A 21,328-nucleotide genomic window follows, 5' to 3' on the forward strand; every position below is an offset into this window, starting at 1 on the left:
AACAGTAGCTTTGTAATAGACATCACATCGGTGGCTCATCGCCGACCAGGCACGAGAACAAAGGAGTTTTCATGAGTCGCCCAACTGGCGCTTCCGCGGCTGCGGGTGAAGGGCACCCTTGCCACGGCCGCCGTCGCCGTCATGGTGGCGCAGATCGCCAACGCGCTGCCCGGATCCCTCAACGGGGTGTTCCAGCAGACGTTCAACACCGTGGGCTCGCAGCTGACCTGGATCACGGCAGCGTTCATGATCCCGGTGGTCGTGTTCGAGCTGACCTTCGGCCTGCTGGGCGACAAGCTCGGCCACAAGAAGCTTGTCATTGGCGGCTCGCTGCTGCTCGCACTCGGATCACTGGTGTGCGCCCTGTCCCCCAGCGTCGAGGCCATGTGGGTCGGTTCGGCCCTGAACGGCCTCGGCGCGGGTGCCATCTTCCTCGCCTCCCTCGCCCTCGTCGCCGCGGTCACCCACGACGCGCGGGCGCGGGCCAAGGGCATCGCCATGTGGGCAGGCTTCCTGTCCGTCGGCGCGGCCCTGTCCCCGCTGCTCGGCGGCACCTTGGCCAGCCTCGGCTCATGGCGCGGCGCCTACGGCGTGGTTGCCGTACTCAGCGTCCTGACCGTGGTCCTGGCGCTCCTGGTCGCGGCAGAACACAAGGCCGCCGCGGGCCGCAAGCCGGACTGGTGGGGCCAGATCACCTTTGCCCTCGGCCTGATCCTGGTCCTCTTCGGCCTCGTCCAGGGACCGGAAGACGGCTGGGGTGCTTCCCCTGTGGTCTTCGCCTTCGTCGCCGGCATCGTCCTGCTGGCCGCGTTCGTCGTCATCGAGACCCGCGCCAAGTCCCCGCTGCTGGACCTCCGGCTGTTCCGCAACCGCGGCTTCACGATCTCCTCCATCGTCGCCGTCGTCGGCATGTTCGCCTTCCTCGGCAGCCTCTTCTCGCTGAGCATGTGGCTCGGTCCGGTCCAGCACCAGAACCCGCTGAACATCGGCCTGCTGTTCCTCCTCCTGCAGGGCCCCACCTTCGTCCTGGTTCCGCTGATCTCCCGCCTGCTCACCCGCGTCGCCGGCCGCTGGCTGCTCACCGCAGGCTTCCTCCTGATGACGGTCGGCGCCCTGATGGCCTCGGCCCTGGACGTCACCGACATCAGCATGGCCCCGTTCATTCTGCCGGCCCTGTTGCTCGGCGTCGGCTTCGCCCTGACGCTCAGCCCGATGACGGCGATTGCGCTGAACACCGTTCCGCTGCACCTTGCGGGCATGGCCAGCGCCACCACCAACCTGCTGCGTGACTTGGGCTTCGCCCTCGGCCCGGTCCTCGCCGGTGCCGTAGCCCTGAGCGCCGCGGGAGGCCGCCTCGGCGCCTCGCTGCAGACCGCTGCCCTCCCCGCGGACCAGGCCGGACCCGCTGCGGCGATCTTCCAGGCGGGCGGGCCCATCGCGCTCAACAGCCTGCCGCCGGGAGCACCGGGCTCCGCGGCCCACGAGCTCGCCCTGCAGGCACTCGGCAGCGGCTTCTCCCAGGCCTTCATCGTCTGCGCCATCGCGGCAGCTGCGGCAGCCCTGCTCACCCTCATCGGCCTGCACGGTGTCAAGGACACCCAGCCCGACGCCGAGGCCTTCGTCGACCCGGCACTGGACGAATCCCCTGAACCGGGGGCCGTCGCGGCGCACTGATCGCGCCCGGAGCGCCGAGGCTGGCGCTCCTGCCCGGTTGCTGCCTGCTACAAACCCGGAAGCCCGGCGTGTTCCCAAGGACACGCCGGGCTTTTCCGCGTCCGGGCCGAAGCAACCGGGCGGGAGCGCGGCGGAGAGTACCGGTTCGGCCCAGACCAGGGCCCGGGCCGCCGGTTCTCCCCACCTTTGAAGGGCAGGCCCGGCGCGTTCCTCGGAATCACCGGGGATTTCCGGGGCCGCGAAGCCAAAGCCGGGGAATTTCGGCGCACGCCTGTCCGTCCGAGGCCTGCTCCCCGCGGTCCGGGGGGACTTTGGCGCCGACACGCCGCCGCCGGACCGGGATTCCGTGCCGTGGGACGTCAAAGTAGCCCCGGACCGCGGCCACCGGCATCATCAGGGGTGGAACGCCCCGCAGCGAAGGGGAGCCGCTGCCTGTCGAGCAGGCCGGTCCGGCTCAGCGCCGGCACCTGAAGCCCAGGCCGCCCGGCAGGGGCGATCCCATGCCCGGCAGGAAGCCGAAGTCATACCAGTTGCCGGAACGGGCGGAGCCGTAGAAGGGGAACCCGCTCCAGGCCCCGCAGACGTGGACCATCAGCACGATCCAGGCGGTCAGCCCGAGCCGCCACCGCAAGGGCTGAGCTAACCGGACAGGCATGGGTGGGGAAATCCCGGAACGGGCTGCCCCCTCAGTGCCCGGTGCCGAGTTTCCCGGCCAGACGCTCGCGCATCAGCACGCTGGGGTCGTTCAGGCCGATGATTTCCACGCTTTTACCGTGGCGCCGGTACTTTTCGGTGATGGCATCCAGGGTGGCGACGGTCGAGGCGTCCCAGAGGTGCGAGGCGTGCAGGTCGATGACCACCCGCTCCGGGTCCAGCGCGTACTCGAACTGGGTGTAAAGGTCGTTCGAGGAGGCAAAAAACAGCTCGCCCTCGACGCGGTAGGTGGCGGTCCGGCCGCCGTCTGCCCCGGTCACCGTGCGGACCACCGTGACGAAGTGCGCCACTCGCCGGGCAAAAAGGACCATGGCCACCAGCACCCCGACGCCGACGCCGATCGCCAGGTTGTGGGTGGCGACGACGACGGTCACCGTCGCCACCATGACCAGCGTTTCACTCCTGGGCAACGCCTTCAGGGTGGCGGGCCGGATGCTGTGCCAGTCGAAGGTGGCCACGGAAACGAAGATCATCACGGCCACCAGGGCGGCCATCGGGATCAGGGACACGATGTCACCGAGGGCCACCACGAGGATGAGCAGGAAGACGCCGGCCAGGAACGTCGAGATCCGGGTCCGGGCGCCGGAGGCCTTGACGTTGATCATGGTTTGGCCGATCATCGCGCAGCCGCCCATGCCGCCGAAAAAGCCGGTCACGACGTTCGCCACGCCCTGCCCCCAGGCCTCGCGGGTCTTGGAGGAGCGGGTGTCCGTGATGTCGTCCACGAGCTTCGCCGTCATGAGGGACTCGAGCAGCCCGACGAAGGCCATGGCCAGGGCGAAGGGGAAGATGACCTGCAGCGTCTCAAGGGTGATCGGAACGCCGGGAACCAACACCGAGGGCAGCGAATCCGGCAGCGCACCCTTGTCCCCCACGGTGGGAACGGCGACGGCGGCCAGCGCCGTGATGAGGGTCAGGACCACGATGGCAACGAGCGGGGCGGGGACGGCGCGCGTGAGCCTGGGCAGGCCGAAGACGATCAGCAGGCCCAGTGCCGTGAGCGGATACACGAGCCAGGGAACGCCGATCAGCTCGGGGACCTGGGACAGGAAAATCAGGATGGCCAGGGCGTTGACGAAGCCCACCATGACGGAACGCGGAATGAACCGCATCAGTTTCGCCACCCCGGAAAGGCCCAGGATGATCTGGAAGATGCCGGCCAGGATGACGGCGGCAACGAGGTAGTCGAGGCCGTGGGACTTCACCAGCGGCGCGGTCACCAGGGCGACGGCGCCCGTGGCCGCCGAGATCATCGCGGGACGGCCGCCGACGAAAGAGATCGTGACAGCCATGGTGAACGAGGCAAAGAGCCCGATCCGCGGATCGACCCCGGCAATGATCGAGAACGCGATCGCCTCCGGGATCAGGGCCAGGGCGACGACGAGCCCGCCGAGCACCTCGGTCTTGAGGCGCCGCGGGGACAGCAGGGTGCCGCGCACGGACTGCAGCTGCTCGGGGGTCGGGGCGGGCGCGGTTCCGGCGGTGTTGGTGGCCATTGCTGGTTCCGTTCAGGCTCAAGAGGTCAGGTGGCAGGCGCTTGGGTGCCGGCGGCTCAGGCGATATAAATCTGACATATTCTACCGGCCGGCGGTCATGAAGTGGGCGGATCGGGGCCTCGGTGCAACCATATGTGGATGCTTGAGGCAACCAAATCCCCATCGTCCCTCCCGGCGCCCGGCGCTGACGCCGGTACTGGCGCCGGCGTTCCCGCCAATCCGGCCCTCGCCGCCGAGGCGAGGATCGCCCGCGTCGCGGTGACTGTCTTCCCGATCCTCGTGGTGGTGGCCGGCGTCGCCGGTTTCCTCCTGCCGGGCGCGTTCAAACCGCTGGCGCCGGGTGTGCCGTACCTGCTGGGCGTCATCATGTTCTGCATGGGCCTGACCCTGACGCCGCCCGACTTCGCCTCGGTGGCCAAGCGGCCCTGGGCGGTGGTGCTCGGCATCGTGGCGCACTACGTCATCATGCCCGGCGCCGGCTGGCTGATCGCCGTCGGCCTCCACCTTGAACCGGAACTGGCCGTGGGCCTGATCCTGGTGGGCTGCGCACCGTCCGGCACGGCCTCGAACGTGATGGCGTTCCTGGCCAAGGGCGACGTCGCCCTCTCCGTGGCCGTCGCCTCCGCGTCCACCCTGATCGCCCCGGTGGTGACGCCGCTGCTGGTGCTGTTCCTCGCCGGTTCCTTCCTGGACATCGACGCCGGCGGCATGGTCCTGGACATCGTCAAGACCGTGCTCCTGCCGGTGATCGCCGGCCTGCTGGCCAGGCTGTTCCTCAGGAGACTCGTGGCCAGGGTGCTGCCGGCGCTGCCGTGGGCCTCCGCCGCCGTGATTTCGCTGATCGTGGCGATCGTGGTGGCCGGAAGCGCCAGCAAGATCGTGGCCGCCGGCGGCATCGTGTTCCTCGCCGTGGTGCTGCACAACGGCTTCGGCCTGGGCCTCGGCTACCTCGCCGGCAAGCTGGGCCGCCTCGACGACAAGGCCCGCCGGGCCCTGGCGTTCGAGGTCGGCATGCAGAACTCGGGCCTGGCCGCCACCCTGGCCACCGCCCACTTCAGCCCGCTGGCGGCGCTGCCGTCGGCCGTGTTCTCGCTCTGGCACAACGTTTCGGGCGCGATCGTGGCGGCGTGGCTGGCCCGGCGCCCGCTCCGGGACGCCTGACCAGTCAGGAGCGCAGCCCCGCCGGGCCCCGAACGCAAGTTATGCAGGACCCGTGGCGAACGGGGAAGATTGGATCTATGGACATCGACGATGTCCTGGACCGGGCGGGGGACCTCAAGGAAGCCCTGGTCGACTACGCATCCTCGCCGGGGTTCGCCCGGCGCCTCTCGCAGGCCTTGTCAGACTTCTCCGGACGCGGGGGTGAGGGGCGGGATCAATGGGCGCAGGCCGTCGAGTCGATGCTCTATTATCCCGACCAGGCCGGACACGAGCCGTTGCTCGAGCGCTATCTGCGCACCAACAAGAATATTGGCCCGAAGACCGGCTGGTCTACGAAAGCTGGCGGGACCGCAATGTTCTCGGTGTCTTCCGCGTCGATACCCGGAAGGGTGCCCGGCTTGGCCTGCACAACCTCATCGATGAGATGGACTACCCGGCCTACGCCACCGCCGGGGCGGAAGCGATCAGCGTCGTCCAGCGAGGCGGCTACATCCTGACGCGCCTGGTGCCGATCGGGGACATCTGGTCCATCAGCGGGACCATGCGCCTGTTCGGCCCGCGGGATCTCCCCGCCGTCAAGACCCTTGCGGCGTCCCTGCTCAAGCGCTTTCCCACATTGGCATTCAACAATCCGGCGAAGGCCGAACAGGCACGCATGATGGTCGGAAAGCACCACGCAGTCTTCCTGGACGTCTGTGGCTCGCATGTCGTGAGCGGTACCGGGGCCGACATCATCGCGGCCTACCGCAGTTTCCTGGATGCCTGCAGCGAGGCGTCCGTCGCTGAAAATCCCGACGCTGCGGCGCTGGTGCGCCCGGCCGAACAGCTGGCACCGGATGATTCCTTCCCGCCGGAGCTCGCAGGGTCCGGCGACCTGACACTCTACCATCATCCGGTGATGGGTGTTTCCTTCCTCGTCCGCTACGGGCAGGTCGAGGCCGCCCACCGTACGCCGCCGGCCGACGCGGCGGACCCGGCAGCGGAAGTCCTGCGCGGCTACGTGGAGGACACCACGATTCCGGCACACGTCCTGGAGGACCTCGCGGCGAAGTACCCGGACACGGTCGACGCCGCCTACCGGGCGGCCCTGTCCAGCCCCGGGTTCCGCTGGGAGGACGACGGCGGGGCCCTGCTCCGCCGTCACAAGCCGGATTCCGGCCGGGACAAGGACCTTCCTGGCGTCTCACCGGTGCCTGCATCGCTGATCGATGAATACCGCCGGCTCAAGTAGCGGTTGGCTGGCTCCCGGCCCCGGCGGGGGTTTTGCCTTTCAGCCGATCCAGCAGGAGCGCCACCGCCCGCTCCGCGAGAGTCTCCGCTGAGGCCAGTGCGGCCGCGGGGCTGTCCGCAAAACCCGGTCCCGGCGCCAAAACATCGAAGCCCGCCGGCTGCAGGGTGTCCGAGATGACGATCTGGGCCACGCCGCGCCCGGCAAGTTCCGCGAGGGCCTGGACGTCGCCGTCGTCCTCGCCGCGAAGGCCCAGGATCAGCCCGTCGGCACCGCCGGAGAGCATGAACTGCCGCCAGCCGCCGGCCAGCAGGATGACCGACTGGTACCCGTGCCGCGGCAGGATCTGTGCAACGGCGGTGGCCAGGGCGCGGTCCCGGCCGTCCTCGAGGTCCACGACGGCGATGGCCACGAGGTCCGTCCGGCCGCGCCGCATTCCGCGGGCCGCGCGGTTGGCCACAAAGCCGAGTTCGCGGACGGCCGCGTGCACGCGCTCCTGCGTGGACGGGCTGATCCGGGTGGTGCCGCCGGGCCGGCCGGAGAGCACGTAGGAGACGGTGGTCAGGGATACGCCTGCCGTTGCCGCGACGTCGCGGATGGTGGGCTTGGATCCCTGCCGCACTGGTGACTCCCGGGTGGTTCTCCGCCGCGAACGCGCGACGCTGCCGAATAATGCCGACCCTGATTGAACGCCGTCAGCAAGACAAACGCTACCGGGAAGTTGGATTCTACCGGGAAGCGGGCGGGAGGTCCTTGGTGAAGGCCAGCGGGCCGATGGTTTCCGGGTCGGCGGAGAGGTCGAACTGCGCTCGCCCTGGCTCATTCCCACCGGCCTGGACGAGATCGTCAACCACCTGGTCCCGGCGCTGCAGGAGCGCGGCGTGTACCCGACCGAGTATGCGGGCACCACGCTGCGGGAAAACCTCGGCCTGGCCACCCCGGTGCGCCCTGCCGCCGAGGCCGATGCCGAGGCTGCGGCCGAAGCCGATGCCGATGCCGATGCCGAGGCTGCGGCCGTGGCCGGTGCCGAAGCCCGGGTCTGACTCCCCATCCATTGCTCCGCAACCGCCCTTTTCAGGCCCCGGAAGGGCAGTTACGGAGCAATCGACGCATCAGTCCCGGAATAGGTCAGCCCGCGGCCGGATTTTCGCTGCCCACTTGCTCCAAGATCCTGGCTGTCGGCGATCCGGCCATCAGCGGCTCCATTACATCCGGGTTATTCCACACATTGGCGCGCAGCCGCTCCAGAAACGCAGCCGCGGCGTCCTTCGTGTCGAAGTCCAGGTGCACAGCGACATTGTTCCCGTCCTCGGTGTCCCGAAATACCCGGATCGAGCGGGCGCCCGAGGCGGCACGGCCTGCGGGATCACTATCGAACACCTGCTTCCATGCGGCGTAGTCCCGGACCGGATAACCTACCTGCAGCGTGAACATCCTTGATCCTTCCCTCGATGGCGTAACCACCATAGAGCGTGCGGCGTCCATCTGGATAGGGCCGGAGGACTCTCCCGGAGGACAACAGCAACGCGGGGTCACCTCGCGCCCATGATCCCCTTCGGGACGGACGCGATGTGACCCCGCGTTGTTGTTGCCGGTAGGGCTACCTCTTGGGCAGGCCCGCCGGGTTCACTTCGGACTTCTTCACGGCCTCGGCGCTCAGGCCCCAGCGGTCCAGGATCCTGGAGTAGGTGCCGTCCTCGATCAGGTGGTTCAGGCCGGCCGCTGCGGCGGCGGCGAAGCCGTTGTCCTTCTTGGTGGTCGCGGCGATGCTGGCCTTCAGCGGCCAGCCGCCGTCCACGAGGCCCACGAGCTTGGTCTTGGCGTCCGAGGCGGCCTTGAAGGCTGCTGTGGCATTGGGACCGAAGGTCAGGTCCGCGCGGCCGGACGCCAGGGCCAGCTGGGAGGCGGAGTCGTCGTCGTAATACTGGAACTCAACCGGCCTCAGGCCGTTCTTCTTGTTCTCCTCGTCCCAGCGCAGCAGGATGGATTCCTGGTTGGTGCCCGAGCCCACGATCACGCGCCTGCCCGCAACGTCCGGCGCGGTCTCCACCTTGGTGATGGAGCTGCCGGACGTGGCATAGAAGCCCAGCTTGTCGTCCCGGTAGCTGGCGAAGTCGAACTTGAGCTTGCGCTCCTCGGTCACCGTCACGTTGGACAACACCGCCTCATACTTGCCGGAATCGACGCCGAGGGGCCAGTCGGCCCAGGCGGTGGGGACGATCTCGGCTTCCAGGCCCAGCGACTCGGCCAGGGCGACGGCGATATCCACCTCGTTGCCCACCGGTGTCTTGTTGTCCGTGGCGTAGACGGCCAGCGGCGCGGAGAACGGGCTGACTGCCACGGTCAGCTTGCCGTCCTTCCTGATGGCGTCCGGGACGAGGGCGGCGGCGGCCTTGTCGACGGTGGCCTTCACCCGGTCCTGCTGGGGAGACAGGTTGAACGTCTTGACTCCGGAGGAGGAGGACGCCGCCGGGCTGGCGCTGCCGGCGGCCGACGCGCCGGGGTCGGAGCAGGCCGCCAGGCCCAGCAGGGTGGCGGCGGCCAGGGCCACGCTGAGGCTGGTCTTGACTGTATTTCTGGACATGAATTTCCCCTTGGAAGTCGTGGATTCAGTGCTCGTGCCAGCAACTATCCGGCGCGGCCGAATGCCGGTCAAAGCGTGGTGAAACCAAGGGATACAAGGGGTAACGGCAGTTAACCCGGATTTTTCATCGGATGGCGGTCGGGGCGCCGGGCCTGGTTTTTGCCGTCCCGGCGGGCTGAATCGGATTTCGGGCGTGGCTGAAGGCCCGGGGGCGCCGGGCGGTGCGCGGGTTTCCACTGATCCCGTTGGTGTTCTTCTTTCCTGCTCGTGATTGTCCGGGGGGCTGTGGTGTCAGGTCCGCAGCAGGGGTGCGGGGCGGTTCGCGGCCGCGGCGATCCGGCTGATGGCTTCGAGCAGGGCGGCGATGAGGGGTTGCTCCGGCGCGGCGGCGGGCAGCAGCAGGTGGTTCCGGCGGGCGCGGGTGATGATTTTCCCGGCGGTGGCGAAGAGCCGGTAGCGCCAGCGTTTGATGTCCCAGCCCCGTGCTTTGTGGCCGTCGGGCAGGGCGGTGAGCTGGAGCCAGGAGACCAGGTTCGCGGCCAGGACCGCGAGGTTGGCCCAGGCCTGGTTGGCGGCGAAATCGAAGAAGGGGAGCTTTCCGAGCCCGGTGTTCTTTAGGGTTTTGATGCGGTTCTCGGCCCGGCCGCGGGCCCGGTGCCGGGCATCCAGAAAAGGTCCGTGCCAGCGCGGGGAGTTCGTCAGGAACGCTGTCACACGGTGACCGTCGATGTCGAGCAGGGTCGGTGTCGCGCCGGGGTGCAGCGGTTCGGCGCGCAGGAAGATCTTCGTCCCGGGCGGGTAGTCCTGGAGCGGGATCACCTGGGTGGCGTTGATGACCCAGGCGTCGTCGCGTTCGACCCCGTCCTGGTCCAGGGCCGGCTGCCAGTATTTCTTGTCGTTGATCCAGTCGATCATGTGGGCCTTGCCGACCGGAACCGGGTACGAGGCGGAGAACTGCACGCCGCGCGAATGCAGGTACCAGAGGAACTTCCGGGACGCGCCGGCGCTGTCGGTGCGGACCAGGATCCTCTCCCCGTCCAGTTCCTCGTCCTCACCGTAGAGGGCGTCGGGCAGGACGGCGATGGCGGCCTCGAAGATGCGGATGTGGTCCCCGGCGTTGTTCGCCGTGGCCCCGCCGTGACGCAACAGTACCGCGAGTTCCTCCCCGGTGCCGCTGCCGGCACCGTAATCAATGCTGGCGGTGAACGGGGCGAATCCAAAACCGCCCTTGTAGTTTCCGGTGGCCTGTTCCTTGTCCGAGTGCGAGGTCACCAAGGTGGCGTCGAGGTCGATGACCAGCGGGTCCGCGGCCGTCGCCTTCACCGCGGGGCTGCGGTCCCCTGCGGCTTCCCAGGCCCGGGTCCGCAGTTCCTTGGCCAGGGTCGAAAAGCCGTAATCGAAGACGTCCGGGTTCTTCACGGTGCGTTCGAAGAACCGCGAGACTGTCGCGTTCGAGGGCACCTGGCCGAACACGCCGGGCTGGGAGCGCAGGATGTCCAGGTCGGAGGCATGCTCGCCGCCGGCGGCGAGCATCACCGCCAGCGACCCGAGCAGCCTCCCGGGCCGGTGTGAGGCCGTCACGGGGACGAACTGCCCGAGCCGGTCCTCGCACAGGTCCCGGAACCCGAGGGCGTCGATGAATGAGGTCAGGATCCGTCCTCCGGCATGGGAGACCAGCGACTGGCCGGTGAAAGAAACCGGGACGGATGGGAAGACCTTGGTAGGCTGGTGCATCGAAAAGGTGCTCCTTCAAGACACGGAAATAACGGCGTAGACACCCCTATTTTCCCTTGTCAGAGCACCTTTTCGTCTCTTAAACACACCCGTCAGCCCAACATTGATGAAAACCCCGGGTTAATCCGGAGGCCCTGGACATGACCTGCGGCCGCCCCGTGTTACTGCAGGTTGCCCTTCGTGACGCGCGGGGACGAATATCTACCCGGACGGGGGCCGTTGCGCCTAGCCTGCATAGAAGACCACACGAACAGGAGGGGTGGACATGACATTGGGCACCCGCCGGACCGTGCACCGGCTCAGCATCGACGCCCCTGAGGACGTCATCTTCAGCATGCTTCGGGACTCCGCGCACTGGCCGTATCTGGACGGCCTCACCGTCTACTCCGAGCGCGTCAGCGGCGACGATTCGAACCACGAACTGCGGACTTCTGTCGTCGCCAACGGATCGCTCAGCTCGAGACGCTGCCGGCGGGTCTTCAACGCGGTCCGCCAGCATGCCGAGTTCCGCCAGCTCGACGTCGAGGCCCCGTTCCTGGCGCTGGGCGGCGCGTGGGACATCCAGCGGGCGGACGGACAGTCTGAGGTGACGCTCAGCCACGAGTACGAACTCGACGACGATGCCGAGGAGCTCGCTGAGCGGGTCACCCGGTACATCGACGAGTTCTGCCGGCGTGAACTCGAGGCGCTCCGGCTCAGCTCCGAACGCCTGTCCCTGTTGCTGCAGCGGCACTCCGCCGCACGGGAGGCCTGAATTCCGATGTCGAAGGATCAGTACACCACGGAGCGGGACGGCTTCGGGCGACTTCTGGCCGACCGTGAGGTCTGGCGGCAGGCCGCCACGATCCCGGCGGCCGGCGAGCTGACCGCACGGTGGCTGGAGGGCCGCAGCCAGTATCAGCCCGGAACCTTCACGCCCGGCATTGATGAGGAAACCAGGGGCATCGCCGCCCGGCTTGCCGTACTCAACCGCAACGGCCTCTTCACCAAGGAATCACAGCCGGGCGTCCTCGCGGAGGGCCTCGCGCAGCGCGCCTACCTGACGGCTTTCTGCACCACGGAGGCGGCGGCGTCGCTGCTGCGGCTCTCCGCCCGGACCGGCCTGGTGACCGTGGCCCACGCCCCGGGGGAAGCGAGCCGTGCGTCCATTCCGGTGACGGTGCAGCAGGACGAGGTGGTGACGGTCCTGGGCAGCAGTGAAAGCCCCGTCACCCCCGAGCAACTCACTGCCTGGTCGGAGGAGGCCAACGATGCCCTCGCCCTGGTCCTGGCCGACTCCTGGTACGTGGAGATCTTCGATCCCGTGTGGGGCAGGAACGACATTCTGCTGCCGGCGGTCCTCGAGGCGCTGACGGAGGGCTGAGCTCGGGCGGCGGGCAGGACGACGCCGGCGGGAGGCTGACCTCAGCCGATGGTGGCAGCCTCGTCGAGAGTATGCGGCTCGAAGTGTTCCAGCATCTCCTTGATGGCCTGGACACTCTGCTGGTACATCTCCGAGCCACGCCACTGCTCGATCTGTTCCAGTGACTCCCAGGGCCCGGTGCTGATGAACCGGTTCGGAACGTCGCGGTCGTGCATCAGCACGGCCCTGCCGCCCGGGAAATCCTCCTGCGTCTTCCTGGCAATGTCCCGCCAGGCCTGTACGAAATCGTTCTCGCGGCCCGGTTTCACCAACCAGATCCCAAGCGTGTAGACCGACACGACGACCGCCTCCATTCATGACCGGGGTTGATACCTCGATTATGTTCCTGTCCCCCGGGTGGCGGTAGGGCCGTTGAGCCCGAGGGCTTTGACCCAAACAACGCGGGGTCACTTACCGCCCATTCCGGAGGGTCAGATGGGCGGTAAGTGACCTCGCGTTGGGGTGTGCGCGGGTGTTGTTGGGTGCGCGGGCGTTGCTTTGTAGGGTGGTGCCATGGAGGACCTCACGAAGGACGATACGGCCACGAACGCCGAGGAATTTTTCGAGCGCTACGCCGCGGCACTGTTGGCGCGCGACGCGAAGACGCTCGCCGGGATGTACGCGGTCCCTGCGCTCATCCTGTTTCCCGGCACGTCGATCCCCGTCACCGACGCCCGCCAGACCGAGGAGTTTTTCGCCTCCTCCTGGCGGCAGTACGAAGGCGTGGACGCTATTGACAAGAAGATCGTCATCATGGCCGAAGCGCCCGGCAGCGTCTGGGCCAACGTCACCTGGTCCTACGGCGGCCAGCCGCGGGAACGGTTCTGCTACCAGCTCATCGAAACCGCCGCGGGCTACCGAATCGCCGTCCTGACATTGATGGCCCCCACCCAGCAGCGCGGGGTCACTTAGCGCCCATCCCGCGGCCTCGGATGGGCGCTAAGTGACCCCGCGTTGGAGTTACTGAACTTTCCGGTGGATCGACTTGTAGCTCAGGTACGCGTTCAGGCCCTCGATGCCGTACTCGGTGCCAAGGCCGGAATCGCGCCGGCCGCCGAACGGCGCGGCATGGTTGGAGGCGAAGAAGTTGATGCCCACGGAGCCGGTGTCCATCCGGTCCGCGACGGCGAGGGCCGCCTCGGGGTCCTGGCCGAACACCAGCCCGCCGAGGCCGAACTCGGTGTTGTTGGCCAGCGCGACTGCCTCATCAACACTGCCGCCGGCGTCGTCGTACTTCAGGATCGAGAGCACCGGGCCGAAGATCTCCTCCCGGGAGATCCGCATGTCCGGGGTGACGCCGGCGAAGACCGTCGGCTCCACGAAGTAGCCGTGCTCCAGTCCCCCGGAAAGCGACGCGGCGCGGCCGCCGGTGGTGGCGCGGGCCCCCTGGGCCCGGCCCGCTTCGAGATAGTCCAGCACGATCCGGTACTGCGATTCCGTGGCGCAGGGCCCGAACACGGTGTCCGGGTCCAGCGGATCGCCCTGCTTGCTGGCGGCGATCGTGGCGGTGACCATGTCCACCACCTCGTCGTACCGGCTGGCGGGGGCCAGGATCCGGGTGGAGATGTAGCAGGTCTGCCCGGTGTTGCGCATGGAGGAGCGGATCAGCACCTTGGACATGGCGTCCAGGTCCGCGTCCGGCAGCACGATGGCGCTGGACTTCCCGCCGAGCTCCAGGGTGACCGGGCGCAGCAGTTCCCCGCAGGCCGCCGCGATCTTCCGCCCCACCGGCGTCGACCCGGTGAAGGCCACCTTGTTCACGCCGGGGTGCTTCACGAGGGCATCACCGAGCCGGCCGGAACCGGTGACCAGGTTGACGACGCCGGCCGGCACGCCCGCGGCGGCCACGGCGTCGACGATCAGGCGGATGGACAGCGGCGTCGGCGAGGCCGGCTTGATCACCACGGTGCAGCCGGCCAGCAGCGCCGGGGCGAGCTTGATTACCACCAGGTTGATCGGGAAATTCCACGGCGCGATCACCGCGCACACGCCCACCGGGTCGCGCCGCACCACGGATTCGCCGCCGCCCTTGGGGAAGGCGCGGACGTCCTCGCCTTCCAGGTAGCCGGCGAGGCCGGCGAAGTAGCGGAAGATGCCTGCGGCGTTCGCGGCGGCCCCGGCGGACTCGGAGACCGGAGAACCGTTCTCCCGGGTGTTGGTCAGGGACAGTTCCTTCGCGCGCTTGTCCACCTCGTCGGCGATGCGCAGCAGGTATGCGGCCCGTTCCGACTGCGCCAGCCGCGGCCATCCGCCGTCGAACGCGCGGCGGCCGGAGGCGGCGGCGGCGTCCACCTCTTCCGGTGTGCCGTCTGGGACGGAACCCGATCCCAACGCTTGAGCGTTCACGTGGTCCAGCCCCGTTTTATGGATGGTAATTCGTAAAGGCCTTCGGCCTCTTCCCCAAAGGCCCGTCAGAGGCTGGATTTCCGCCCACCGCAGTGTTCTAGAGGTTGTCCATCGCCTCGCAGGGGCTGGCCCCCGGCTGGGTGCGGTGGACGTTTATTGCCAGCCGGCCGATCAGGATGCCAAGGTCCCGGGCGTCGCCCTCCTCGAGTCCTGCAAGGAGGTCCGCTTCGGCGGCGGCGACCCGCTCCTCGTAGGCGGCCAGCATGTGCCGCCCGCTTGCGGTGGCAATGATTTTGCGGGCCCTGCGGTCTGCGGGAGCCGGGATGCGTTCGACGACGCCCGCATCCACCAGGGCGTCGAGAAGGTATGTCAGCACGGTCCTGTCGATGGCCAGATGTGCCCCGAGGGCCTGCTGGTTCGGCGGATCCTTGTGCACGACGGCGGACAGCACCTGGAAACCCCGGATGCCTGCCGGCATCTCGGCAACGGCGGACTCGAAGCGGGTCTGGTAGCCGCGCAGGACCATTCCCAGATGCCACCCCAGATCACCGGGGACAGCCGCTGTCGTGGTGCCGGGGCGGCGGTGGATACTCTCGGTCATGAACCCATCATACCGTCAAACGTGAAGTTGCACAGATGTTCTGTTGAGAATATAGTCTGTCGAGCAACATAAATTGATCCCGGAAGGACCAGCAGTATGAGCGCTCCGCAGAACCAGCCGGCAGAGGCCCGGACCATCGGGATCCTCGGGGCCGGCCGCGTCGGCACCGCCGTCGCCCGGCAGGCCCTCAAGGCCGGCTACGACGTCAGGATCGCCACCGCAAAGCCGGCCGATGAAATCGCCCTGCTGGTGGAGATCATCACCCCTGGCGCAGTCGCCGTCGACGTGGCGGAAGCGGCGGGCGCGGACATCGTCGTCGTGGCTGTACCGCTGCACAAGTACCGCACCCTGGTCCCGGATCTGCTGGCCGGCCGGACGGTCATCGACGCGATGAACTACTGGGCGCCCATCGACGGCGAGATTGACGACTTCGAGAACGATGGCAGGACGAGCAGCGAAATCGTCCAGGCCTACCTGGCCGGCGCAAAAATCGTGAAGACGCTCAACCACATCGGCTACCACGACCTCGAAGAGGACGGTAGGGAATCTGGCGCCGAGGGACGGCGGGCCCTTGCCCTGGCCGGCGACGAACGTGACGCCAAGGCCCTCGTTGCCGGCTTCATCGACCGCCTTGGCTACGACCCGGTGGATGCGGGTCCGCTCGCAGCCGGACGCGCCTTCCAACCCGGCACCGGGATTTTCAACGGCAGCCACCCGGCGCACCAGCTGCGCGCCATCCTGGCCGCGGACCGCGAACCCGCCCGCGCCTGAATCTGCCTTCAACCACTTCGCAGCACTGCACACAGGAGAACATCATGGAACTCGGCGCCTACAGCTTCGGCGACACCCAACGCAACCCCGACGGAAGCCTCCGGCCCACCGCCGAGGCCATCCGCAACCTCTTCGAGGCGATCGTCCTGGCCGACCGGAACGGCCTGGACTACTTCGGGATCGGCGAACACCACACCCTGGACATGCCAGCCTCCTCGCCGGGAACCGTGATCGCCGCCGCGGCGGCCGCCACGAAGCAGATCAAGCTCGGCAGCGGCGCGAGCATCATCAGCACGGACGACCCCGTGCGGGTGTTCCAGCAGTTCGCCACCGCCGACGCCGTCTCCGGCGGCGGCCGGGTGGAAATCACCGCCGGCCGCGGATCCTCGGTGGAGACCTTTCCGCTCTTCGGCTACGACCTGAACGACTACGACCGGCTCTACGCCGAAAAGCTCGACCTGCTGATGACCATCAACAACAGCAAAACCGAAAACGTGACCTGGTCCGGGACCGTCCGGCCCGCCCTCCACGACCTGGCCGTCGTGCCCCGGCCGGTCAACGGCAGGCTGCCCCTCTGGCTGGCGACCGGCGGCAGCGCCCCGTCATCGGTCCGCGCCGGCAAGCTCGGCCTCCCCATCTCCTACGGCATCATCGGCGGAGCCCCCGCCAGGTTCGCCCCGCTGGCAGAGCTGTACCGGCAGTCCGCAGCGCAGGCCGGACACACCGGCGAGGACATTAAGGTCTCCGTGGCGGCCCTCGGCCTGATCGCACCGACCAAGAAGGAAGCGCTGGAACGCTTCTATCCCGGCTGGTACAACCTGAACATCGAAATGGGCAAGCTCCGCGGCTGGCCCGCACCGGACAAGCGGCAGTTCCTGGCGCAGGCCGAGGCCTCGGGCGCGTACTACGTGGGCGACCCGGACGAGGTCGCCGCACGCATCGTGGACCTGCACGGGCACCTGGGACACATGCGCCACTTCCTCCAGATGGACATCGGCGGCCTGCCCCAGGAGCACTTCCTCGAATCCCTCACCCTGCTGGCCACCGAGGTCAAACCACGCGTCGAACGCCTCCTGGCCGGCAAATAGACCACCACACCTCATGAAACAGGCCGTCGCAAGGCTGAGGGAGTCCCTGCCGACAGTAGTACTGACAGGGACTCCCCCACTGATCGGAAGACCTCTAACGTGGTGGACATGGACAATCGGAGTGACATTCGCGAGTTCCTGACCACGCGGCGCGCCAGGATCACCCCCGAGCAGGCAGGGCTGCCTGTCTACGGCGGGAACCGCCGTGTGCCCGGGCTGCGCCGTGGCGAGCTGGCCTCGCTCGCCGGCGTGAGCGTCGAATATTACACCCGCCTCGAACAGGGCAAGCTGGGCGGGGTTTCCGAAGGCATCCTGGAGGCACTGGCGCGGGCGTTGCAGCTGGACGAGGCCGAGCGTTCCCATTTGTTCGATCTCGCCAAGGCCGCGGGCACCGCGCGGCCCCGTCGCCGCCCCGCGCAGCAGGTGCGGCCCAGCGTGCAGTTCACCCTCGATGCGATCACGGGCGCACCCGCGTTCGTGCGCAACGGACGCCTGGACATCCTGGCCGTCAACCGGCTCGGGCGCGCCCTGTATTCGGAGATGTACCGCGATCCGGGCCGGCCGGTGAACCATGCCCGGTTCATCTTCCTGAGCCCCCGCTCGGCGGAGTTCTACCCGGACTGGAACAAGGCGGCAAGCGACACCGTCGCTATCCTGCGCACCGAATCCGGCCGCGACCCTTACAGCCGCGAGCTGTCCGACCTTGTCGGTGAGCTCTCGATGCGCAGCGAGGAGTTCCGCACCCGGTGGGCGGCGCACGACGTGCGGCAGCACTTCACAGGACTCAAGCACTTCCACCACCCGGTCGTCGGGGACATCGACCTCAAGTTCGAGGCGATGGACCTGGCAGCCGACCCAGGACTTTCCCTGCTGGTCTACCCCGCCGAACCCGGCTCGGCCTCCGAGGACGCTCTGCGCCTCCTGGGCAGCTGGGCGGCGACCGTGGAACAGGCCGAGCAGAAGGAAACAGCGGCCGTAGCGGACAAGCAGTGACGTTCACTGTGCGCGCCGAAGCCATCAACCCAGAAGGAGACCCATTGGAAATCCAACCCAAGAAGCCGAGCGTCAAGGGCCCGGCGGCCATGTTCACCGGTGACGTCTGGTTCGACGTCGTTGCCGCCCCGCAGCCCGAACCCTCACGCATGCGCGTGAACTCGGTGCACTTCGCCCCCTGCGCGCGCACCGCCTGGCACTCCCACGCCGTCGGCCAGACCCTGCACGTCACCGAGGGCGTCGGACGGCTCCAGTCCCGCGGCGGCGAAGTCATTGAGATCCGCCCGGGCGACACCATCTACACGCCCCCGGGCGAATGGCACTGGCACGGCGCCGCACCGGAACACTTCATGACCCACCTGGCCATGTGGGAAGCCCCCGCCGAAGGACCCGAGTCCGAGTGGGGCGACCTCGTCACCGACGAGGAATACGGCACCAAATAACACCACCGAAGCGGGCCGGCGGCTCGGTCGGCACCGCGCCGCCGGACCATATCCTGACCGGCGCGCCCCGGACGCCCAGGCTCATCGCGCAGGCCAGCTCCCACGGCTACACCTCCGCATTCTGCACCCCGGTGGAGGGAGGTTCTGCCAGCACCCCGAACAGCAGTGACTCCCTTTCCCGTCGGACCTGTTGCGTAGTTGAGAGCGGGAACTTGGGTCCGCGGACCCCCGGAACGTTTTAGCCACAGAGAAGAGATGGAAGAAATCTGATGCGAGCAACCTTTATGTACGGCGCCGGCGACGTACGCGTGGAGAACGTGCCTGACCCGGTAGTGCAGGACCCTACGGACGCGATCGTGCAGATCGTGCGCTCGTGCGTCTGCGGATCCGACCTGCATCCGTACCACGATATGCCGGCCTCCGAACAGGGATCGCCGATGGGCCACGAGTTCATCGGCGTCGTCGAGGAGACCGGCAGGGACGTCTCCACCCTGAAGAAAGGTGACTTCGTCATCGCCCCGTTCGCCTGGTCGGACGGGACCTGCGACTTCTGCCTGGAGGGCCTGCAGACCTCCTGCCGGCATGGCGGGTTCTGGGCCGCCGGCGGAATCGGCGGCGCACAGGCCGAGGCCATCCGCGGCCCGTTCGCCGACGGCACCCTGGTCAAGACGCCGGGGGGCGAGGACTCAGCGCTGCTGCCGTCGTTGCTGACGTTGTCCGATGTCTATGGCACCGGGTACCACGCCGCCGTCAAGGGCGGAGTCAACCAGCGGACCACCGTCACGGTGATCGGTGACGGCGCCGTCGGCCTGATGGCGGTGCTGTCGGCCAGGCAGCTGGGTGCCGAGCGGATCATCCTGATGGGCCGGCATAAGACCCGCACCGACCTGGGCATCGAATACGGCGCCACCGACGTCGTGGCCGGGCGCGGAGAGGAAGGCATCGCCAGGATCCGCGAGCTCACCGGCGGCGACGGCACCCACACCGTGCTCGAGTGCGTGGGACACCGGCCCGCGTACGACCAGGCACTCGGCGTCATCCGGCCGGGGGGCATCATCAGCCGCGTCGGCGTTCCGCAGTACGAGGATGCCCCGATCGGCTTCGGCTCCATGTTCGGGCCCAACATCACCCTCACCGGCGGCCCCGCCCCCGTCCGCGCCTACATCGAGACGCTGCTGCCCGGCGTCCTCGACGGCACGGTGAACCCCGGCAAGGTCTTCGACCGCACGATCGGCCTCGACGAAGTGCCCGACGGGTACCGCGCGATGGACACCCGCGAGGCGCTCAAGGTCCTCGTCCGGCCGTAGCGCACGCCACCACTCCGCCAGAAGTCGGGCTGCGCCATTCCGGCACCTCGCCGCTGGCATCCCCCACGAAAGGAAGACCCCCATGGCTACATGGCTCATCACAGGATGCTCGACCGGACTTGGCCGGGCCCTCGCCCAGGCAGTGCTCGGCCGCGGCTACAACGCCGTCGTCACAGCTCGGAACGCCACCACGCTGCAGGACCTCGCGGCCGCTTTCCCCGACACGGCGCTGCCCCTCCCCCTCGACGTCACCGACCTGGCACAGATCAGCTCGGTGGTGCAGCAGGCGCGGACGCGCTTCGGGGGCATCGACGTGCTCGTCAACAATGCCGGCTACGGCTACCGCGCCGCGGTTGAGGAAGCGGACGACGCCGACATCCGGCAGTTGTTCGACACCAACGTCTTCGGCGCCGTCGACATGATCAAGGCAGTCCTCCCGGACATGCGCGCGAAGAGGGCAGGGTCCATCCTGAACATCTCCTCCATCGGAGCACGCATCTCACCGGCCGGATCCGGATACTACTCGGCAACCAAGGCGGCCCTGGAAGGCTTGTCCGGATCCCTCCACAAGGAACTGCAGCCGCTCGGCATCAACGTCACCGTCATCGAGCCCGGCGCGTTCCGCACGGACTTCGCCGGCCGCTCACTCACCCAGTCCGCGACGCCGATCGAGGACTACGCGGAGACGGCCGGGAAGCGGCGCAAGGAGAAAGACACGGTCCACGGCACCCAGCCGGGCGACCCGGCAAAGGCCGCAGAAGCCATCCTGGCGATCGTCGAAAGTGCGAACCCGCCGTCTCTGATGGTGCTCGGCAAAGACGCTTTCGAAGCATTTGCCGCCGTCGCCGAGGCAGAGCGCACGGAACTGGACCACTGGCGGGACCTCAGCCTCAGCACGGGCATCGAGGGCTGAGATACGGCCCGGCCGCTCCGGGCGGGGACATCCGTTTGCCGCAAAAGGCCGCCATGGGCACCCCATTCCGGCCTTTTGCGGCAAACGGGCGGGCCTGAACGCGGACCGCCACGATCCCCGCGTGTCCCGAGCGGCCGGTTATCCGCGGACCAGCTTCGCCCGCGCCGAGGTCCAGTCCTGCCGGTGAAGGCGGTCAAAGCCCTCAAGCAGGAGATCGAGGGCGAACTCGAACTCGAACTGGTCGTCGCAGCCTGGCCCGACGACAGGGCCGTCGTCGTGCCTCGCGGCCGTGGCAATCTGCGGGATGTTCGGGTACCGCGTGGACATCTCCTGGAACATGGCCGCCTGCACTTCCGGCGGCACCTCGGCCTTTCCTTCCGTATCGGGGCCGGCAGGGTCCCGGAACAACTCCTGGGTGAACCCCCACATGCGGCTGCCCAGGGCGTGCATGACGTGGTGCGTGAGGTCAACAGAGAGACCGCCGGCCAGGAACATCCCGATGAACGTGTCCATGTAGTCAAGGACGGCCGGCGTCCTGTTGGTGCGGGATTCGAGCACCTGGCGGGCCCACGGGTGCCGCAGGAGCGCTTCCCTTGCCGAGAGGATCCGCTGCCGGACCGCGCTCCTCCAGCCGGCATCGCGGACGGGCGGATCGATCTCGCCGACGATGACGCCGACCATGCCGTCGAGAAGCTCTTCCTTGTTCGCGACGTGCTTGTAGAGCGCCATCGGCACCACGCCGAGCTCCTGCGCGAGCCTGCGCATGCTCAGTGACTCGATGCCGGCGTCGTCAGCGAGGGAGACGGCGGCGTGCAGCACCCGGTCCGCGTTCAGGCGCACGCGCGGCCCCACCTCGATCTGCTGAACCACCTA

22 protein-coding genes and 1 pseudogene are annotated in these 21,328 nt (G+C 68.2%); 13 read left to right on the plus strand and 10 right to left on the minus strand.

From position 1 onward, the window contains the following. Positions 1-105 precede the first annotated feature (105 nt). Positions 106-1,674 (plus strand): MFS transporter, encoded by a 1,569-nt coding sequence (locus ACQCSZ_RS19790; protein ID WP_427005362.1) that lies wholly within the window; start codon positions 106-108, stop codon positions 1,672-1,674. A 454-nt stretch (positions 1,675-2,128) separates the two neighbouring features. Here the strand turns inward: ACQCSZ_RS19790 and ACQCSZ_RS19795 are convergent, their stop codons facing one another. Further along, positions 2,129-2,329, minus strand: coding sequence for a hypothetical protein (locus tag ACQCSZ_RS19795; RefSeq protein ID WP_427005363.1), 201 nt, complete (start codon positions 2,327-2,329; stop codon positions 2,129-2,131). Between the two features lie 31 nt (positions 2,330-2,360). Next, positions 2,361-3,884: a SulP family inorganic anion transporter gene (locus tag ACQCSZ_RS19800; RefSeq protein ID WP_427005364.1), complete on the minus strand. Its 1,524-nt coding sequence runs from the start codon at positions 3,882-3,884 to the stop codon at positions 2,361-2,363. Positions 3,885-4,022: 138 nt separating this feature from the next. Here ACQCSZ_RS19800 and ACQCSZ_RS19805 point away from each other — a divergent pair, with 138 nt between their 5' ends. Both ACQCSZ_RS19805 and ACQCSZ_RS19810 read left to right on the plus strand, forming a co-directional pair. Beyond that, positions 4,023-5,045: a bile acid:sodium symporter family protein gene (locus tag ACQCSZ_RS19805; protein ID WP_427005365.1), complete on the plus strand. Its 1,023-nt coding sequence runs from the start codon at positions 4,023-4,025 to the stop codon at positions 5,043-5,045. Positions 5,046-5,469: 424 nt separating this feature from the next. Then, positions 5,470-6,276 carry a hypothetical protein gene (locus ACQCSZ_RS19810; RefSeq protein ID WP_427005366.1) on the plus strand — a complete coding sequence of 269 codons (807 nt, stop codon included), beginning with the start codon at positions 5,470-5,472 and terminating at the stop codon, positions 6,274-6,276. Here the strand turns inward: ACQCSZ_RS19810 and ACQCSZ_RS19815 are convergent. Next, positions 6,269-6,895, minus strand: coding sequence for a LacI family DNA-binding transcriptional regulator (locus ACQCSZ_RS19815; RefSeq protein WP_427005367.1), 627 nt, complete (start codon positions 6,893-6,895; stop codon positions 6,269-6,271). The two genes, ACQCSZ_RS19810 and ACQCSZ_RS19815, sit on opposite strands and share 8 nt — an antisense overlap. Positions 6,896-7,046: 151 nt before the next feature. Between ACQCSZ_RS19815 and ACQCSZ_RS19820 the strand changes: the two are divergent. Continuing rightward, a pseudogene (locus tag ACQCSZ_RS19820) lies at positions 7,047-7,316 on the plus strand (hypothetical protein); the annotation flags it as partial. An 85-nt stretch (positions 7,317-7,401) separates the two neighbouring features. Here the strand turns inward: ACQCSZ_RS19820 and ACQCSZ_RS19825 are convergent. The 3 genes from ACQCSZ_RS19825 to ACQCSZ_RS19835 form a co-directional block, all read right to left on the minus strand. Beyond that, positions 7,402-7,707, minus strand: a complete 306-nt coding sequence (locus tag ACQCSZ_RS19825) for a hypothetical protein (RefSeq protein ID WP_427005368.1) — start codon at positions 7,705-7,707, stop codon at positions 7,402-7,404. A 166-nt stretch (positions 7,708-7,873) separates the two neighbouring features. Continuing rightward, a complete protein-coding gene (locus ACQCSZ_RS19830; RefSeq protein ID WP_427005369.1) occupies positions 7,874-8,857 on the minus strand; it encodes an ABC transporter substrate-binding protein in 984 nt (327 codons plus the stop codon). Positions 8,858-9,148: 291 nt separating this feature from the next. Then, the gene (locus ACQCSZ_RS19835; protein WP_427005370.1) at positions 9,149-10,591 is read right to left on the minus strand and encodes an IS1380 family transposase; all 1,443 of its coding nucleotides are present in this window, start codon (positions 10,589-10,591) and stop codon (positions 9,149-9,151) included. Between the two features lie 265 nt (positions 10,592-10,856). On the opposite strand from ACQCSZ_RS19835, the gene ACQCSZ_RS19840 reads away from it, so the two are divergent. Together ACQCSZ_RS19840 and ACQCSZ_RS19845 are read left to right on the plus strand one after the other, a co-directional pair. Next, entirely contained in the window at positions 10,857-11,345 is a 489-nt protein-coding gene (locus ACQCSZ_RS19840) for an SRPBCC family protein (RefSeq protein ID WP_427005371.1), read from the plus strand. 6 nt (positions 11,346-11,351) lie between these two features. Next, positions 11,352-11,954: a DUF6919 domain-containing protein gene (locus tag ACQCSZ_RS19845; RefSeq protein ID WP_427005372.1), complete on the plus strand. Its 603-nt coding sequence runs from the start codon at positions 11,352-11,354 to the stop codon at positions 11,952-11,954. A gap of 41 nt (positions 11,955-11,995) precedes the next feature. Here the strand turns inward: ACQCSZ_RS19845 and ACQCSZ_RS19850 are convergent, their stop codons facing one another. After that, positions 11,996-12,292 carry an antibiotic biosynthesis monooxygenase family protein gene (locus ACQCSZ_RS19850; protein ID WP_427005373.1) on the minus strand — a complete coding sequence of 99 codons (297 nt, stop codon included), beginning with the start codon at positions 12,290-12,292 and terminating at the stop codon, positions 11,996-11,998. A 214-nt stretch (positions 12,293-12,506) separates the two neighbouring features. On the opposite strand from ACQCSZ_RS19850, the gene ACQCSZ_RS19855 reads away from it, so the two are divergent. Next, a complete protein-coding gene (locus ACQCSZ_RS19855; RefSeq protein WP_427005374.1) occupies positions 12,507-12,905 on the plus strand; it encodes a hypothetical protein in 399 nt (132 codons plus the stop codon). 48 nt (positions 12,906-12,953) lie between these two features. Here ACQCSZ_RS19855 and ACQCSZ_RS19860 read toward each other — a convergent pair whose 3' ends face one another. Together ACQCSZ_RS19860 and ACQCSZ_RS19865 are read right to left on the minus strand one after the other, a co-directional pair. Further along, complete coding sequence (locus tag ACQCSZ_RS19860) at positions 12,954-14,339, minus strand: aldehyde dehydrogenase family protein (RefSeq protein WP_427005375.1); 1,386 nt, start codon at positions 14,337-14,339, stop codon at positions 12,954-12,956. Positions 14,340-14,436: 97 nt separating this feature from the next. After that, a complete protein-coding gene (locus ACQCSZ_RS19865; RefSeq protein WP_427005376.1) occupies positions 14,437-14,940 on the minus strand; it encodes a MarR family winged helix-turn-helix transcriptional regulator in 504 nt (167 codons plus the stop codon). A gap of 96 nt (positions 14,941-15,036) precedes the next feature. Here ACQCSZ_RS19865 and ACQCSZ_RS19870 point away from each other — a divergent pair, with 96 nt between their 5' ends. The 6 genes from ACQCSZ_RS19870 (at position 15,037) to ACQCSZ_RS19895 (ending at position 20,455) form a co-directional block, all read left to right on the plus strand. Next, positions 15,037-15,711 (plus strand): NADPH-dependent F420 reductase, encoded by a 675-nt coding sequence (locus ACQCSZ_RS19870; protein ID WP_427005377.1) that lies wholly within the window; start codon positions 15,037-15,039, stop codon positions 15,709-15,711. Positions 15,712-15,755: 44 nt separating this feature from the next. Next, the gene (locus ACQCSZ_RS19875; protein ID WP_427005378.1) at positions 15,756-16,799 is read left to right on the plus strand and encodes an LLM class flavin-dependent oxidoreductase; all 1,044 of its coding nucleotides are present in this window, start codon (positions 15,756-15,758) and stop codon (positions 16,797-16,799) included. Positions 16,800-16,907: 108 nt separating this feature from the next. Then, positions 16,908-17,792 carry a helix-turn-helix transcriptional regulator gene (locus ACQCSZ_RS19880; RefSeq protein WP_427005379.1) on the plus strand — a complete coding sequence of 295 codons (885 nt, stop codon included), beginning with the start codon at positions 16,908-16,910 and terminating at the stop codon, positions 17,790-17,792. A gap of 44 nt (positions 17,793-17,836) precedes the next feature. Then, positions 17,837-18,235: a (R)-mandelonitrile lyase gene (locus ACQCSZ_RS19885; protein ID WP_427005380.1), complete on the plus strand. Its 399-nt coding sequence runs from the start codon at positions 17,837-17,839 to the stop codon at positions 18,233-18,235. 269 nt (positions 18,236-18,504) lie between these two features. Then, positions 18,505-19,542 (plus strand): zinc-binding dehydrogenase, encoded by a 1,038-nt coding sequence (locus ACQCSZ_RS19890; RefSeq protein ID WP_427005381.1) that lies wholly within the window; start codon positions 18,505-18,507, stop codon positions 19,540-19,542. 82 nt (positions 19,543-19,624) lie between these two features. Next, positions 19,625-20,455, plus strand: coding sequence for an oxidoreductase (locus tag ACQCSZ_RS19895; protein ID WP_427005382.1), 831 nt, complete (start codon positions 19,625-19,627; stop codon positions 20,453-20,455). Positions 20,456-20,593: 138 nt separating this feature from the next. Here the strand turns inward: ACQCSZ_RS19895 and ACQCSZ_RS19900 are convergent, their stop codons facing one another. Beyond that, positions 20,594-21,325, minus strand: a complete 732-nt coding sequence (locus ACQCSZ_RS19900; RefSeq protein WP_427005383.1) for a TetR/AcrR family transcriptional regulator — start codon at positions 21,323-21,325, stop codon at positions 20,594-20,596. Positions 21,326-21,328: the final 3 nt, after the last annotated feature.

The sequence above is a fragment of the Pseudarthrobacter sp. H2 genome (assembly GCF_050157045.1).
GTDB lineage: Bacteria > Actinomycetota > Actinomycetes > Actinomycetales > Micrococcaceae > Arthrobacter.